Source organism: Oceanobacillus caeni (assembly GCF_019037185.1).
In the GTDB taxonomy this organism is placed as follows: Bacteria; Bacillota; Bacilli; order Bacillales; family Amphibacillaceae; genus Oceanobacillus; species Oceanobacillus caeni.
The window spans coordinates 162080-179490 of sequence record NZ_JAHHXM010000001.1 but is presented as its reverse complement, the minus strand read 5'-3'; the positions used below and the strand labels follow the sequence as shown (position 1 = coordinate 179490).

Annotated in this window: 16 protein-coding genes; 14 read left to right on the top strand and 2 right to left on the bottom strand. The window is 36.2% G+C overall.

Annotation, left to right across the window (positions count from 1 at the left end; translation table 11 throughout):
* Positions 1-71: 71 nt before the first annotated feature.
* The 9 genes from larC (at position 72) to KM885_RS00750 (ending at position 10229) form a co-directional block, all read left to right on the top strand.
* Positions 72-983: a nickel pincer cofactor biosynthesis protein LarC gene (gene larC, locus KM885_RS00790; protein ID WP_216883410.1), complete on the top strand. Its 912-nt coding sequence runs from the start codon at positions 72-74 to the stop codon at positions 981-983.
* Positions 984-1016: 33 nt separating this feature from the next.
* Positions 1017-1760 carry a nickel pincer cofactor biosynthesis protein LarB gene (gene larB, locus KM885_RS00785; RefSeq protein ID WP_216883409.1) on the top strand — a complete coding sequence of 248 codons (744 nt, stop codon included), beginning with the start codon at positions 1017-1019 and terminating at the stop codon, positions 1758-1760.
* A gap of 17 nt (positions 1761-1777) precedes the next feature.
* On the top strand, positions 1778-2242 hold the full coding sequence (larC2, locus tag KM885_RS00780; protein WP_216883456.1) for a nickel pincer cofactor biosynthesis protein LarC2: 465 nt from the start codon (positions 1778-1780) through the stop codon (positions 2240-2242).
* Between the two features lie 321 nt (positions 2243-2563).
* Positions 2564-4108: an ABC transporter substrate-binding protein gene (locus tag KM885_RS00775; RefSeq protein WP_216883408.1), complete on the top strand. Its 1545-nt coding sequence runs from the start codon at positions 2564-2566 to the stop codon at positions 4106-4108.
* 66 nt (positions 4109-4174) lie between these two features.
* Positions 4175-5119 (top strand): ABC transporter permease, encoded by a 945-nt coding sequence (locus tag KM885_RS00770; RefSeq protein ID WP_216883407.1) that lies wholly within the window; start codon positions 4175-4177, stop codon positions 5117-5119.
* Positions 5119-5934 carry an ABC transporter permease gene (locus KM885_RS00765; protein WP_216883406.1) on the top strand — a complete coding sequence of 272 codons (816 nt, stop codon included), beginning with the start codon at positions 5119-5121 and terminating at the stop codon, positions 5932-5934. Before KM885_RS00770 ends, KM885_RS00765 begins: the two co-directional genes overlap by 1 nt.
* 31 nt (positions 5935-5965) lie before the next feature.
* Positions 5966-6955: an ABC transporter ATP-binding protein gene (locus tag KM885_RS00760; protein ID WP_244986860.1), complete on the top strand. Its 990-nt coding sequence runs from the start codon at positions 5966-5968 to the stop codon at positions 6953-6955.
* Positions 6952-7797: an ABC transporter ATP-binding protein gene (locus tag KM885_RS00755; RefSeq protein ID WP_216883405.1), complete on the top strand. Its 846-nt coding sequence runs from the start codon at positions 6952-6954 to the stop codon at positions 7795-7797. The genes KM885_RS00760 and KM885_RS00755 overlap by 4 nt, the downstream gene beginning before the upstream one ends.
* Before the next feature lie 692 nt (positions 7798-8489).
* Positions 8490-10229, top strand: a complete 1740-nt coding sequence (locus KM885_RS00750) for a phospho-sugar mutase (RefSeq protein ID WP_216883404.1) — start codon at positions 8490-8492, stop codon at positions 10227-10229.
* Positions 10230-10293: 64 nt separating this feature from the next.
* Here the strand turns inward: KM885_RS00750 and KM885_RS00745 are convergent, their stop codons facing one another.
* Positions 10294-10743 (bottom strand): Hsp20 family protein, encoded by a 450-nt coding sequence (locus KM885_RS00745; protein WP_052771629.1) that lies wholly within the window; start codon positions 10741-10743, stop codon positions 10294-10296.
* 273 nt (positions 10744-11016) lie between these two features.
* Between KM885_RS00745 and KM885_RS00740 the strand changes: the two genes are divergently transcribed.
* Positions 11017-11796: an ABC transporter ATP-binding protein gene (locus KM885_RS00740; protein WP_216883403.1), complete on the top strand. Its 780-nt coding sequence runs from the start codon at positions 11017-11019 to the stop codon at positions 11794-11796.
* A gap of 262 nt (positions 11797-12058) precedes the next feature.
* Entirely contained in the window at positions 12059-12754 is a 696-nt protein-coding gene (locus KM885_RS00735) for an abortive infection system antitoxin AbiGi family protein (RefSeq protein WP_216883402.1), read from the top strand.
* 14 nt (positions 12755-12768) lie between these two features.
* Here KM885_RS00735 and coaW read toward each other — a convergent pair whose 3' ends face one another.
* Positions 12769-13569: a type II pantothenate kinase gene (coaW, locus tag KM885_RS00730; protein WP_216883401.1), complete on the bottom strand. Its 801-nt coding sequence runs from the start codon at positions 13567-13569 to the stop codon at positions 12769-12771.
* A gap of 279 nt (positions 13570-13848) precedes the next feature.
* Here coaW and KM885_RS00725 point away from each other — a divergent pair, with 279 nt between their 5' ends.
* The 3 genes from KM885_RS00725 (at position 13849) to KM885_RS00715 (ending at position 17398) form a co-directional block, all read left to right on the top strand.
* Positions 13849-14490, top strand: a complete 642-nt coding sequence (locus KM885_RS00725; protein WP_244986859.1) for a 5-bromo-4-chloroindolyl phosphate hydrolysis family protein — start codon at positions 13849-13851, stop codon at positions 14488-14490.
* Positions 14491-15648 (top strand): toxic anion resistance protein, encoded by a 1158-nt coding sequence (locus KM885_RS00720; RefSeq protein ID WP_216883399.1) that lies wholly within the window; start codon positions 14491-14493, stop codon positions 15646-15648.
* 520 nt (positions 15649-16168) lie between these two features.
* Positions 16169-17398, top strand: coding sequence for an NRAMP family divalent metal transporter (locus KM885_RS00715; RefSeq protein ID WP_216883398.1), 1230 nt, complete (start codon positions 16169-16171; stop codon positions 17396-17398).
* The last annotated feature ends 13 nt before the right edge of the window (positions 17399-17411 follow it).

The window sequence follows — 17411 nt, the reverse complement described above, 5'->3', positions numbered from 1 at the left end:
AACGGTTAGTAAGAAGGTAAAGATGGATATGCTTTTAAAAAAGGAAATTTATAAATACGAGGGGCTTTAGAATGAAAATATTATATTTTGATTGTTTTTCAGGTATGAGCGGAGATATGACAATAGGTGCACTACTTGATGCTGGAGGAGATTTTTCTCACCTGGAGTCAGAACTTAAGAAATTGAACTTTGCGGATGAGTATGAATTGAAAATGGACAAGGTAGTGAAAAACGGAATTACAGGAACTAAATTTGATGTCGTGTTAAAAAATGAAGAACATCATCATGACCACTCACACGAACATACGCATAATCACGACCATTCTCATGAGCATGGTGAGGGTCATAATCATCACACCAATAACCATCATGAGCACGATGATCACAGTAAAGACCATGAACACCATCACGACCATCATGTACATGACCATGCACATTCTCACAACCATAGTCATGGAGACCATCATCACCATCATCGAGCTTACCGTGATATTGTACGTATGATTTCAGAGTCGAATTTGTCGGAAAAGGTTAAACATATGTCCTTAGAAATTTTTAAAAAAATTGGTGAAGCGGAAGGGAAAATTCATGGAATGCCACTAGAGACTGTTCATTTTCATGAAGTAGGTGCAGTGGATTCTATCATTGATATTGTAGGTACTGCCATATTATTGGAACAACTTGAAGTTGAAGAAATCAAGGCTTCCCCAATCCCAACTGGTTCTGGGAAAATTCATATCGACCATGGAATTTATCCGGTACCCGCACCAGCAACTTTAGAAATTTTACGTGATGTTCCTATCGCAAATAGTGAAGTCAGGGGAGAGCTAACTACTCCAACAGGTGCTGCTATTGCCGCAGTGTTGGCTAAGGAATTTTGTACTTTTCCTTCGATGAAGGTGAAAAAAGTTGGCTATGGAGCGGGAACGAAAACTTTCCCTCAACATCCGAACGTATTACGCGTTGTAATAGGTGAAGAATGAAAGAATATACTTTCGGGGAGGGAAGAAGGAAATATGGAAGATATTTTACTTAAAGTTCAAAATGGATCATTAAGTATTGAAGAAGCAAAGAAACAACTTGCTACATATGAGGATTTGGGCTTTGCAAAAGTGGATCATCATCGTAAGAAGCGTCAAGGTTTCCCCGAAGTTATTTATGGGGAAGGAAAAACAGTAGAACAAATGATTTCCATTTTAGAATCTATAAAAGCAAAGGAAAATGATGTTCTTATTACGAGGATTTCAGAAGAGAAGGCTAATCAGATCTTGGAAGTTCATCCAGAGTTAACGTATGAAAAATTAGCGCAGATTTTATATTGGAAATCCACTAAAAATACGGATGGAAATAATGATGGGTATATAGCGATACTTTGTGCGGGAACTTCTGATTTAAAAGTAGCGGAAGAAGCTGCTGTGACAGCGGAAATAATGGGATGTAATGTTCGGAGATTTTACGATGTTGGTGTAGCTGGTATTCATCGTTTATTAGATCAAGCGAAAGAAATTCAACAAGCCACAGTGTCGGTTGTCATTGCGGGAATGGAAGGGGCATTACCAAGTGTTGTCGGTGGACTCGTATCACATCCTGTTATTGCTGTTCCTACAAGTGTTGGCTACGGTGCTAATTTTCAAGGTCTTTCTGCACTATTAACGATGCTGAACTCCTGTGCCAGTGGAATTAGTGTGGTGAACATTGATAATGGTTTCGGTGGTGCGTATAACGCAGTATTAATAGATCGGTTAGCACGGAAAAGTTAGGAAGGGAATGAGTGAAAGTGGAAATAAAACACCCTCCAAACGAAGAGCATATCGATAACAATATGGTGAAAATGGAAGTAAACCTTGATGACACTTCAGGGGAATTGCTTGGTTACGTGATGGAGTTATTATTTACAGCGGGTGCTAACGATGTTTTTTATACGCCCATCTATATGAAAAAAAACCGTCCAGGTGCATTACTTCAACTTCTTTGCTCTATGGATAAATTAGAAAAAATGAAGGAAATTTTGCTGCAAGAAACGACAACGTTAGGAATACGTTATTATCCTATAACTGTTCACCGCATGCAAAGGAGATTTATAAAAGTGGATACCAAATGGGGCCCAGTCACTGTAAAACAAGGAATATCAAACGGCAAAGTATTTCAAAGTTCCCCGGAATATGAAGAATGTAAAACGATAGCTAAGACACATTACATACCGTTAAAAAAGGTGTATGAAGAAATATGGAAACTTCTATAAAGAACAAAGGCGCTGGAGCCGGACGTGGCCTTTTCTGAATAAAGCTAGAGATTGCGATACGCAATTTTCTCTAGCTTTTTTCTTTATGGGCAGTAAAACCCCCACTAACGGAAGTCTTCTTTATATAATCATTATAAAGTTTACCAATAAGTGCGAAAATATTTCTGATAAAAAAGGATTTTTGCCATTCTTTGGCGAAATAATAACCATGACTATCTTGTTATTTTCAAATAAGAGAAGGGTGAGATGTAGAGCTAAAAAGTTCATAAAAACAAGGGGAAAGTTTTTTTATATGATATTACTTTTGGGGGATAGTTTAAAATGAAACTAGTTAGTAAATTAGCTTACATAACCATTGCAATTCTTTTATTAGTAGCATGCTCAGGCTCTAATACGGAAGAATCCAATGGAACTGCAAAAGGTAATAAATCGGAAACATTGAATCAGGATGAAGTAATCAAAATTGCCATGAGTACAGAAGTAGATAATTTAGACCCTTACATATCGGCTGCAACAGACACGCAGTCTATGATGGACAACGTATTTGACGGATTGCTAGATACAGATGAAACTGGCAAACTAATTCCAGCCATAGCTGAGTCTTATGAGATATCAGATGATGGCTTAACCTATACGTTTACATTAAAAGAAGGAGTAACATTCCATAATGGTTCTGACTTAACAGCTGAGGACGTTATCTATTCTTATGAAAGATTAAGTGGATTAAATGGAGAAGAACCTCTTTCGTCCCAATTTGAAATGATAGAAAAAATAGAAGCTCCGTCTGACTATGAAGTGGTAATTACGTTAAAAGAAAAAAACTCTGCATTTTTAGCTGCGAATATTCGTCCTATTTTACCTGCAGATTATGAAGAACAAAGCACGAACCCTATAGGTGCAGGTCCATTTAAGTTTAAGGAATATCAAGTTGGACAGAAATTGACATTGGTAAGGAACGAAGAATACTATGATCAACAAAATATACCTGAAATAAGTGAAGTTCAATTTATTGTGATGCCAGATCCAGAGGCTGCCGTTCTAGCCATGAAGTCAGGTGAAATTGACATCATTCCTGGAATCACCCCTCAAGGATTGCTTCAACTAGGTGATTCTGTAAATACGGTATCTGGTCCACAAAATATGGTTCAATTAATGGCATTAAATCATGATGTGGAACCATTAAATGATGTCCGTGTCCGTCAAGCTATCAACCTAGCAATTAATAAAGATATAATTATTGAAACAGTGGCAGATGGAAAGGGTACGAAACTAGGGTCAAATTTCAGCCCAGCGATGGATTTTTACTATGAAGCGGGATTAGAAGATGTGTATGCTCCAAATATCGAGGAAGCAAAATCATTATTACAAGAAGCCGGGGTTCCGGATGGCTTCCCTTTAGAATTAACGGTACCATCTGATTATTCATTTCACGTTGATACAGCACAAGTGATTGTGGAACAATTGAGTCAAATTGGTATTGAAGTAAATATTAAACCGATCGAATTTAGTTCCTGGTTAGAAACGGTTTATCAAAATGCACAATATGAAGCAACAGTTGTTTCATTTACAGGAAAATTAGATCCGTATGAGATACTTGTAAGATATGTAAGTGATTACCGTTCTAACTTTGTTAATTACGATAATAAAAATTATGATGAATTAATTAAAAAGGCTATTGCTGCGACAGACATGGAAGAGATGGCAGGGTATTATAAAGAAGCCCAACGCCTATTAACAGAAGATGCGGCAAGTGTATATATTATGGACCCTGATCGTACGATTGCAATGCGAAGCGATTTAGAAGGGTTAAAAATGTACCCTATTCAGAAGTTTAATTTAGAAGATTTGAAAATTACGAACCAATAGTTCTATTAAGCGAACAGTATTAGAGGATCCACATACTGTTCGCATTTTAGTAAGGAGACCGAAACGATGAGATATTTTCTATATAAACTATCAAGCTTTATTACTACGATAATCATTGTTTCTATTATGATCTTTTTCGTTTTTCAACTTTTACCTGGTAACCCTGCGCAAATTATATTGGGAATCGACGCTGATCCGCATCAAGTAGCACAATTAGAGAAACAACTCGGTTTAGATCGTTCCCCAGTTGAGAGATATATGGACTGGGTAGCGGGCGTTTTGCAAGGGGACCTTGGAGAATCTTTACGATATCAACTACCAGTAAGTGATATCGTAATAGATAGAATTCCCGTTACTGCTTCACTCGCCATTCTATCTTTATTTTTTACGGTTGTAATTGGGGTACCTTTAGGAATTTTTATTGCTCGATCAGATGGAAAGTGGATTTCAATCTTTTTAAATGTATTGACCCAACTTGGAATCTCCATTCCTTCTTTTTGGTTTGGCTTTATTCTTATTTTAATTTTTGGTGTGACATTACAATTATTTCCAACCTATGGGTATGTACCATGGTCGGAAGACTTTCTTGGTGCTTTACGTTCATTTTTCTTACCATCATTTGCGATAGCGATTGGAAATATTGCTATCGTCATTCGCTACTTACGAAATACGATATTAGATCAGTCCAAAATGGATTACGTTCGCACTGCTAGGGTGAAAGGACTAAAGGAACGTTCTATTTTATACGGTCATATTTTAAGAAACTCGTTAATACCGGTATTAACCATTATGGGATTGCTTATAGCTGATACGCTTGGTGGTAGTATTATCATTGAAAATGTATTTTCCTTACCGGGACTTGGAAATTTACTCATTCAATCCATTACGTCTAGGGATTTTCCATTAGTTCAGTCGATGGTATTATACATTGCAATCATCGTTCTTCTCATTAATTTCATCGTGGATATGTTATACAAGGTTATTGATCCGAGAATTCGGCTTAAGGGGTGATGAACTTGAAGAAGGCAAAGAGTATTCCATTTTATATTGGCGTCGGATTAATTGTATTTTTACTTTTAGTAATGATTATTAGTATTTTTTATACCCCATATGATCCGAACGCCATGGATTCCGCTAATCGTTTAGCTGCCCCTTCAATGGAACATCTATTTGGTACAGATAACTTTGGTAGAGATATTTTATCCCGAATAATGGAGGGATCTCAGACCGCATTTATCATTGGAATTTCATCTGTTACAATTGGGTTCATATTTGGCTTTTTATTTGGAGCCATTGCAGGATATTTTGGTGGTTGGTTTGATGAAGTGATTAGTAGATTTATAGATGCGATGCTTGCTTTTCCTGGTATTCTTCTTGCTATTATGCTCATTGCAGTATTTAATACAGGAATGACGAATACCATTATCGCTTTAGGGATTATGAGCATCCCATCTTTTGCTAGAATTACGCGAAGTAGTTTTATTCAATATAAAGAATATGACTTTGTTAAAGCCAGCATTGCCAAAGGAGCCGGTTCATTCCGAATCATTTTCCAACATATTTTACCAAATGCAGTCTCTCCTATTTTAGTTGCTGTTGCATTAAGTTTCTCGGGAGCGGTTTTATCTGAATCAGGGTTAAGTTATCTTGGGTTGGGCGTACAACCACCAGATCCTAGTTGGGGACGAATGTTAAAAGAAGCACAAGCCTATATAGCATCCGCTCCATGGTACGTTATTTTAACAGGATTAGCGATTACGTTTTTAGTTTTAGGATTTAACTTACTTGCAGATGGTTTACGGGATAAACAAGATAGAAAAGCATAGCCCCATTCAATGATACGAGGAGGACAAAACATTGCGTACACCAATACTAACCGTGGAGAACATGAACGTTTCCTTCGAATTAGTTAATGGAAATTACAAGGCATTAGAAAATATAACATTCTCTGTTTATCCAAATGAGGTTGTTGGAATTGTTGGAGAATCCGGCTGTGGAAAAAGCTTAACAACTCAAGCAATCTTAGGAATCTTGCCTAAAAATGCAATAGTAGAATATGAAAAGATGGAATATAAACAAGTGAGTTTAAGGGAATTAAGAGACAAAGATTGGCGAGAAATTCGTGGAAAGGATATTTCTATGATATTCCAAGAGCCAATGTCTGCTTTAAACCCTTTAATTACAGTAGGAAAACAAATAGGAGAAGTATTAAAAGTACACACATCCTATTCAAAGGATGAAATAAAAAAACGGACGATTGAAATGATGAAAAAAGTTGGTCTACCTCGAGCGGAAGAGTTGTACAAATCATATCCCCATCAATTGTCTGGTGGGATGCAACAACGAGTTGCTATAGCAATTGCTCTTATCGCAGATCCTGATCTTATCATTGCTGATGAACCGACAACCGCACTAGATGTGACGATACAAGCCCAGATATTAGCTTTATTTAAAAAAATAAAAAATGAGCAGAAATCATCGATGATATTTATATCTCATGACTGGGGGGTCATTCGGAACATTTGTGACCGTGTACTTGTCATGTATGCTGGACATATTGTAGAAGAAGGTGCTGTATCGGAAATATTAAAAAATCCGAAACATCCTTATACAAAATCATTAATTCAATCCATACCAGATCATCGAAAACGTGGTATGGAGTTATTTACCATACCGGGAAAAGTTCCTTCTTTACAAGATAGAAAAATAGGTGTATGTCCTTTTGCTGATCGTTGCTCTCATTGCTTTGATGCATGTCATATAGAAATGCCAATGACAAAAGAAATAGAAGGAACACATACAGTAAAATGCCATCTCTATACAAAAGGAGCTGGGCTTACATCATGACTATACCAATCATTGAGGTAGAAAATGTATATAAATATTATAAACAAGCACGAAAAAGTTTCTCAGATAAAAATAAATATGTTAAAGCTGTTAACGGTGTAAGTTTTTCTTTATATGAAGGGGAATCATTTGGTCTGGTTGGCGAAAGTGGATCAGGTAAATCAACGCTTGGTCAGGTTATTCTTCAATTGATTAATCAAACTTCTGGAACCGTAAAATATAGGGGAAAGAATGTATCCACGTATACAAAAAAGGAATTAAAAGCATGGAGAAAACAAGTACAAATTGTTTTCCAAAATCCGTATGCATCGCTTAATCCCAAAAAGACAATTGGCTGGATAATGGAAGAGCCATTAAATATTCACAGAATTGGAAATAAGGCGTTTCGTAGACAAAGAGTAATGGAGGTTCTTGAAGAAGTAGGACTGGATCATACCTTTATGGATCGCTATCCTCATGAATTAAGTGGTGGGCAGAGACAACGCGTTGCTATCGCATCAGCCATTATTTTAGAACCGGAATTTATGGTAATAGATGAGGGTGTATCGGCACTGGATGTTTCCGTTCAAGCACAGATTTTAAATCTCCTAAAACGATTACAAAGAAAATATAGACTGACATATTTATTCATTTCTCATGATTTAAACGTTGTCCAATATTTTTGTGATAGAATTGCTGTTATGTATTTAGGAGAAATTGTAGAGATTGGAGAGACGGAAGAGTTAGGAAGAAGTCTAAAACATCCATACACTAAAGCATTGTTCTCCTCGATTTTATCACTAGATGAATCGGAAGAGTTAAAACTATTGGATGGAAATTTACCTAGTCTTTTAGAAATATAGAGGCTTATCTATTTCACAAAAGATTTATGTATGTAATGGCTCTTTGCAAAAACACTAAAGCAAAACGACAAAATTTTGATAATCATCATGAAGTTAGCTGTCACTAAAGTAAATAGAAAGCATTCTACCTGAATTAGTGCAAATAAGACACTGTCACGACATGCTAGTGGATGCTCGATTTCTAATTTCTTTATGAAAAAGACTCTATACTCTAATTTTGTTAGTGAATCATTCTTTACATGTCGAATAACCTGTTTTACTTATATTCGGTGGAACATTTCCCCGGAAATAAATCGGATTTTTACGCTTCTGTCGAATTATTTCAGGTTAATTAACTTTTGTGTCGACTTATAGCGTAATAAGAAGACAAGACATCTTTGATTTAACGACGTTCGGCAAGTATAATGAAATAGACTGTTAATCACATTTTATCCCACCTAAACGGGCAGTAAGACTCTCACCTCAAGCTTCTGGGGTAGCAAAGAAAGTGGTAGGAGGGAAATCAATTGCCCGTATAGGTCCGATTAGTACGACTAACCATCAGTGGGGATGAAAGAAAACCCCCATTGATGGAAGTCCTCTTAAAAAAACTTGCCATCTGCTTTAGGCTGGGCGGATGCCTAAGTTGTACTTTTGCAGTCCTATCTACTAAAAAGATAAGTAATCTATTAGTTTGAACGGAGGAATTAGACTTGAGTTGGGAAGCGAATTACGAGAAGTGGAAACATTTTTCTGGATTGGATCCGGAATTAAAACAACAATTAGAAAGTATTGCAAATGATCCAAAACAGTTGGAAGAACATTTTTATAAAACATTAGAATTTGGAACTGGTGGAATTCGGGGAGAGCTTGGCCCTGGAACGAACCGTATGAACATATATTCAATTAGAAAAGCGACAGAAGGGTTAGCCAAGTATATAGAAAGCCATGGCGAAGAAGCCAAAAAACGTGGAGTTGCCATCGCATACGACTGTCGTTTTAAATCACCTGAATTTGCAATGGAGGCCGCAAAAACATTAGGGAAACATGGAATACATACATATGTTTTTGAATCGTTAAGATCCACACCTGAATTATCTTTTGCTATAAGATATTTACATGCCTTTAGTGGGATAGTTATTACTGCAAGCCACAATCCTCCCGAATACAATGGATATAAAGTGTACGGGGAAGACGGTGCTCAAGTAATACCTGAAGTAGCGGAAGAAATTATTGCGAAAGTAAACGCTGTAGAAAATGAGTTGGCGGTTGAAGTAGGGGATGAGGAGCAACTTAAAGCAGCTGGTCTTATTAATATGATTGGTGAAATAGTTGATCGTGCCTATCTAGAACAGCTAAAAACTGTAAACCTTAACGCGGAAGTTATTCAACAAGTGGCAGATGATTTCAAAATTGTGTACACCCCGCTACATGGAACAGGAAACAAACCAGTACGTAAAGGATTAGAAGCAATCGGATTTAAATATGTTCAAGTGGTAGAAGAGCAGGAACTTCCGGATGCTAGTTTTTCAACTGTTAAATCTCCTAACCCTGAGGAGCACGCAGCGTTTGAATTAGCAATCCAATATGGCGAAAAGATTCATGCGGACATATTACTTGGGACAGATCCAGATACCGATCGTGTTGGTGTTGCAGTACGTAATGAAAAAGGGGAATATCAAGTACTAACTGGTAATCAAGTTGGAGCATTATTATTACACTATTTAATTACGGAACAGAAAAAACAAGGTACATTAGAATCTAATGCGACAGTTCTTAAAACCATCGTAACATCTGAAATTGGACGAGATATTGCAGCAGCACATGGACTAGATACAATTGATACATTAACTGGGTTTAAATTTATCGGTGAGAAAATTAGAGAATTTGAACAAACAGGAGAAAGAAGCTTTTTGTTTGGTTATGAAGAAAGCTATGGTTATCTTGTAAAACCTTTTGCACGTGATAAAGATGCGGTACAAGCTTGTATGCTTATTGCAGAAGTTGCTGCTTATTATAAGACAAAAGGCATGACGTTATACGAAGGTCTTTTAGAAGTATTCGAACAATATGGCTATTATTGTGAAGGGTTGGAGTCATTAACATTGAAAGGAAAAGATGGAGTAGAACAAATCAACTCTATTTTAACAGCTTTTCGCAGTGCCCCTCCAAAGGTAATGGCTGGTAAATCTGTAGTAGAAATTGAGGATTATCAATCTAGCAGGCGTCAATTAGTGAATGACGACAAAGAGGAAACGATACATCTTCCAAAATCGAATGTGCTAAAATATAAGCTAGAAGACGGATCATGGTTCTGCCTACGTCCATCAGGAACCGAACCGAAAATTAAATTCTACTTTGGGGTGAAGGATAACACATTAGAAGCTAGTGAAAATAAACTAGAAGAACTTCGAAATGCTGTGATGGCAAAAGTTGAAGAAATAAATAATTAAAATAAACGAATAAAGGTAGTGACTTTATTAATAAGAAGTCACTACCTTTATTCATGTGAATTCATTATTCATCAATATTAATGAATTTTCGTTTCGAGTTTTTCTTCGGAATGATCACTTTTAAAAGTCCATTTTTAAAAGATGCTTTCGTTTCCTTTTCAGGAATTTCAAAAGGAACTGCAATCACCCGCTCCTTATGTTGGAAGGATTCTTCGTGACGATAAGAAGAATTTTGTTCATCTTTTTCAGAAAAACTTCTTCTATCTTCCACTATAATTCTTAATTGGTTTCCGGTTATTTCCAATTTAACTTGATCACGGCTATATCCTGGTAATTCTGCATGCACAATGATTTCACTATTAGTTTCTTTTACATCAATGGGAAAAGAATTTAGATTAAAATTCTTTTGAAGATGTTTAAACGATTCATTAAACACAGAATCTAACCTTCGCACGAAATTACGAACCGGTGCCATATCCAGATCAAATCCATCAGGAAAATTCCCTTTTTTCACAGAAAACACTCCCTTCTTTTTTATCATAATTAATATAGAACTTTTATTATTACTGTATGTATGATCTCAACGGAAGGTTTGGGTGCTTATCCTTTTGTTAAGGTAAAAATAAAAAGGAATCGGAACGAAAATGCAGAAGGATAAAATTGATGAGTGCCCAAACAGGATTCAAACACAATCATAAACATACCTTCTTATGGTTTAAGGCAGGAAAATAAAAAAAGGTGTCGAATGGTTAGAGAATATATAGTTTTTTAAAATAGGGGGATTCGTGTGGAAACAGTAGTAGATATCCAGGATGTTTCATGGAAAAGACAAGGGAAATCAATCCTTTCTAATATAAATTGGAAAGTAGAAAGGCGAGAACATTGGGCGATATTAGGCCTTAATGGTTCTGGAAAAACAACATTACTTAATATGATTAATGGTTACATATGGCCAACGACGGGCAACATTTCTGTTTTAGGACAAACGTTTGGGCGGACAGATTTACGGGAGTTACGAAAATCAATCGGATGGGTTAGTTCATCTCTTGGGGAACGGATTAAAGGATCTTCGCTTGTAGAAGAAATTGTCTTAAGTGGTAAGTTTTCTTCCATTGGTTTATACGATTCCTATACTGAAATGGATAGAAATAGGGCTCTAGAAATTATGGAGAAGCTTGGTTGTAGTAAACTGGTCGGGAGAACCTACCAAACTTGTTCCCAAGGTGAGAAACAAAAAGTGTTGATTGCTAGAGGACTAATGGGATCACCTAAACTGCTTATATTAGATGAGCCAACAAATGGTCTAGATTTTCTTTCTAGAGAAGATTTACTTCTAACAGTGGATCAGTTAGCTCGACAAGAAAAAGCTCCTACGATTATATTCGTTACCCATCATGTGGAAGAAATTTTACCTGTTTTTTCTAAAACATTATTATTACGAGAAGGTTCGGTTTACGCTCAAGGCTGTACAGAAGAAATTTTCACAAAAGAAAACCTATCGCAGTTCTTCTCTACCTCTGTTGAAGTGGAATGGAAACGTAACCGAGCTTGGATGTCTTTGCGGTAGCTATAGATAATATGGTAATACTAAAGTCGTTGTTCCTTGTTTAAGGTGCAACGACTTTTTAATAGCTAGAGTAATTTATGAAGTAAGAGAATTTTTGTCGAATTACAATATAAGCCTAAGGAAGTGGAGAAAGATCAAGAGAAAGAAAGGGCTTTTTTGTTAATATGTTCGTTTCTCTTTTATTGGATGAGTAACTTGTTTGATAATGTATGAAAAAAGATTGTTATTTTGGCTAGACTAAGTACTAAAAAGGGGAATGTATATGGAACTTATCCAGAGATATGTTTCCAAGGAATTGACACATTTTGTTGGTCGACATAAACCGGAGCATGAGCGATTTGACTTGCTTATTGATATCATTCGGAGCGGTTGGCTTTTACATAAAGACATTGGTGGAAACATAAAAATTAACCCAAATGCTCATGGGTTGGAGAATATTGTCATACCAGGAATTACTTGTTTTGCAGATATTCCGATAAATGATTTATCTCTCCATATGGAAAAGTATAGTAATTTTGGTTTAGCTTTTAAAAAGGATTTTCTTGTGGAAAAAGGAGCCAATCCAGTTTATTATCTTGCTACAAATGGAATAATTGGAGATTCGAATAAATGTGCTAGGGAAGCATATTTTAAGGAAAATGTAAAAGGTTATTTTACATGGATGAATGAATTAAAGAAGATGTTTAAAGAACAAGGATTTTCACCGGAACATCTGGAAAACCTTGAACGACTAGATTCCTTTCTCATTAAACATATTTTCGCTTACTTCAAACCTTTTGATGCTTCTAAAACAGATGCAGATGAAGATAATTATTATTTAGAAAGAGAATGGCGGATTGTCGGCGATGTGAAGTTCCATATACATGACATTACAAGAATACTGATACCAGAGCGATATGGGAAAAAGTTAAGAGAAATGCTTCCCAATTATTACGGGCAAATATCCTTTACAGAATGAAAATCGGCATCCTATTAAATGAGGGTGCCGATTGCTCCAGCATATGAGCCTTTTTCTAGAAAAATTGGTTCATATTGCATCATACCTTGAAATCCACTTAAAACTTCTTTTAAAGGTTTATTTCCGTTTAACGTACTTCCTACAAATACTATCTTTTCAACCCCTGTAATTTTGGCTGCTTGACTAGCCAAAGAAATAACCGTTTCTCCGATTAGTCGAATAAGTGCTGCTACATGATCTTCCACCTTTGCTTGCATATTGAAGTGGGCTTTGCCAAAGTTAGCTGCGGTAAGTTCTCCCGGAATTGGTGGCTCATTTGGTGCATAAATATCCCGCACCAATAAATCACTTTTTTGACTAGAGCCTTTCTCAGCAAGATTTATAAGATGTTGATAATTTCCTCTTCCAGTAAGGAGCGAGCCGAGTCCCATCAATGTTCCACCACCAATCCCACTGCCTAGAAGCCGATAAGATTCTTCTTCTTTTACGTGAAAGATAGATGTTCCCGTCCCTAGGCTTACAAGAATAAAGTCATCTTGAAAGCTTGGATTTTCACGCTTTACAAGAAAACGTGCGCCTTTTGTTACTGCGTCAAATTCTTCTATGTACACACATTTTTGCATCACTTGTTCTTTAATGGAGGTGCTTTTTCCACCAGTTATGTAGAGTGTTGCGTCGGGGTTAAGCATTGTTAGCCACTGGATTAGATTCTTTGATTCATCATTTCCGTATGTTTTTACATGGAATTTCCCTTTTTCTTCATACGCTATTTTAAGTAATGAACCTCCGGCATCAATCCCAATTTTATTTGTCATCGGAATATTCCTTTCCATATTAAATTTAATTTTAGAAAGTATTAAGCTTTTTCTTGCATAGGTGCAATTAAGGTTTCCCCACAGCATAGTAGTGAATACCAAGTTTTCTAATACTCTACCATATGCGAATTATTTTGACAATTATCTGAACCCGTTCTCTAGTTTGGCTTGTTTGGACAAATTTATTAAAATGAAGATATATGAAACCTTTTGGGGTATGAATACGTATTAGAAGGGTAAATAAAAGATAATCAAGTTTGAAAATAGGAGATGAACCATTTGAGGACATTTGTTCTATTTATGATACAGTCGATTTCATCATTCACTATGATGATTGCGATATGGCTTCTAAGTTTTTTAGCTTTAGAGCAAACATTTCTTCTTTCCAGTGTATATGCTTTAATTAGTGGAGGGTTAACGTTTCTAACTGTAGGAGGAGTTTCTAATAGACGTTTTGTAAAGAAAAATGGACTAACACATAAGGAATATAAATACATTGAAAAAAACTTAAAAGAAGCGAAAGAAAAAATTTCACGCTTGCAACGCGCTTTAGTAAATGTTCGTAGTATTCAACATGCGAAACGAAACATTGAAATGATTCGTACCGTTCGAAAAATATATTCCAACACCAAAAAAGAGCCGAAGCGGTTTTATAAAGCAGAAGGATTCTTTTATGAACGTTTGGATTCATTAGTAGAGCTTGCAGAAAAATATTCCTTCCTCTCCTCACAACCAGCTAAATCGAAGGAAATGATAGTATCCTTACATGAGACAGACTCGACATTAAACAGTTTAAATGAATCCGTGAAGAAAGATTTATATATTATGCTAAATGACGATGTAGATACCTTACATTTTGAATTGGATGTAGCTAAGAATTCCATTAATCGCATGAAGAAAACGAACAGGGGGATTTATTAAATGAACGAATCAAAACGCTCGGATGAAATAGAGGATTTACTTGCCAATCCATTTGGAACTCAGGATGAATCACCAAAGGATATAACGGAGATAAAATCGAACGAAAATGTGCCGAAGAAGATGATTGACGGATTACAGGAATCGGACAAGCAAAAGGCTTATGAAATTGCGAAACAAATTGATCATAAATCGCCTGACTCTGTTATTACGTATGGAACGAATGCTCAAGCAAAACTACATGATTTTTCCCATTCGATGTTAGAACAGGTGGATAATAATGATGTACAGGAGATTGGTGGTATTTTAAATGATTTAATGAAGAAATTAGAATCCGTTAATCCAGATGAATTAAAGACAGAAAAAAGTGGTTTCTTATCAAGAATGTTTGGTAAAATCTCCAGTACGGTGAATGAAATCCTGTCAAAATACCAAAAAACAGGAGCACAAATTGATCGGATTAGTGTGAGACTAGATCGAAGTAAAAATGCGCTTATGAAGGATAATCAACTTTTACAACAATTGTTTGATAAAAATCGAGATTTCTATGATGCGCTTAATATTTATATAGCGGCTGGAGAAGTGAAAATCCAGGAACTTGAAATGACAGTAATACCAGAATTAAAACGAAAAGCAGAACGTAGTCAAAATCAAATGGATGTACAAGAAGTAAATGATACCATTCAATTTATGGACAGACTCGATAAACGTATTCATGATTTGAAATTAAGCAGACAAATTACAATGCAAAGCGCTCCACAAATTCGTCTCATTCAAAACACGAATCAGGCATTAGTAGAAAAAATTCAATCATCCGTTCTGACTGCTATTCCATTATGGAAAAATCAAATCGCAATTGCCCTAACATTATTACGACAACGTAATGCAGTGGAAGCACAGAAACAAGTGACGCAGACTACGAACGATCTACTCGCGAAAAATGCGGAAATGTTAAAAACAAACACGATTGAATCTGCAAGGGAAAATGAACGGGGATTGATTGATATTGAAACAATGAAGAAAACTCAAGAAGATCTTGTTTCAACGATAGAAGAAACCTTGCAAATTCAATCAGAAGGACGCCAAAAACGTAAACAAGCCGAAATAGAACTACAAAATATGGAGAATGAATTAAAACAAAAGTTATTGGAACTAAAATAGAAGGTAAAGAGGCACTGGGGCTGGAAATGCTTTAGTGCTTCTTTTTTAAATATAAATCAAAAACTCCTTCATCTAATTTATCGTAATTTGGGGATTTTGCAGTAGCCTTGGTGTTTATACTAGACAAAAAAATTAAAAATCCCTTATAATTTTACGTATACTGTAAACATTCTAACTGTATTTATCCCACCTTAACGGGCAGTAAGATTCCCACCTTAAGCTTCTGGGGAAACAAAAAAATAAGCGGGAGATCAACTGTTTGTAAAGGCACGATAAGTGCGACTAACCATCAGTGGGGGATGGAGGAAAATCCCTACTGATGGAATCCTTCTTTAAAGCTTTTTTCGGTAGATAAGAATGGATAAACATTGTAATCTAGTATAAGTGCAACTAAGGCATTGGCCATAAAGGGTGGCTATGCCTTAGTTTTATAATTTCATCATAAACAACCTAAAGAATAGTACGAAAAAGAAGGGAAATCCTAAATATTACGAAGAAACACCTAGGAGGAAAGAATTACATGTCGGATAAGAAGAATAGTGGAACACCATTGCTGTCAGAAAAGGAGAAAAAAAATAGAAGCCGTGCTTTGATTGGTGCTGCTTTTCTTATGGCAACTTCAGCTGTTGGACCTGGCTTTTTAACCCAAACAGCAGTTTTCACCGAAACACTTTTAGCTAGTTTTGGATTTGTTATCCTTGTATCCATTATTTTAGATATTGGAGCACAGTTGAATGTATGGAGAATTATTGCAGTATCTGGTAAAAGAGGCCAGGAGATTGCCAGTGCAGTGATTCCCGGATTAGGAATAGTTGTTGCCCTCTTTATTGTGATTGGTGGGCTTGCCTTTAATATTGGAAATATTGGTGGTACCGGACTTGGGCTTAATGCTTTACTCGGAATTAATCCGAAAGTTGGTGCAATCATTTCAGCCGCTATTTGTATTTTTATTTTCCTGTCTAAAGAGGCGGGAGCAGCAATGGATCGAATCGTGAATATTCTAGGTGCTGTACTTCTTGTTTTAATTGCTTATGTGATGTTTGTCAGTCAACCACCCGTTGGCGATGCGGTGTATCGAACGTTTGTTCCTTTGGAATTAGATTTTTATGCGATTATTACAATTGTAGGTGGAACGGTCGGTGGTTATATTACCTTTTCTGGCGGGCATCGCTTATTAGATGCAGGAATTAAAGGGAAAGAGAGTATACCAGAGGTTACAAAAACTTCTATAACGGGAATTATAGTTGCCTCCCTTGTTCGTATTTTATTATTTTTAGCAGTATTAGGTGTTGTTTATGCCGGTGTTCATCTGGATCCATCCAATCCAGCAGCAACTGTATTCCAATATGCAGCAGGCGACATTGGGTATCGAATATTTGGTCTAGTGTTATGGATTGCCGGAATTTCTTCCGTTATCGGTGCTGCGTATACTTCGGTATCTTTTTTACGAACGTTTCATCCGAAGATTGAACAGTATTATCAGTATTGGATTATTGGATTTATTTTGTTTTCTACCATTGTTTTTGTATTTATCGGCGAGGCGGCAACATTGCTCGTTTTAGCTGGAGCAGTAAATGGACTGATTTTACCTTTAACATTAGGACCAATGCTTTTTGCAGCACATAATAAGAAAATAGTTGGTGATTATAAACATCCTTTATGGTTAACGGTGTTTGGTGCGATTGTCGTTATATTAACGGCGTATTTAGGTGTGAGAACATTGATTCAAATGATACCGCAACTATTTTAATGGAAAGAAAAAC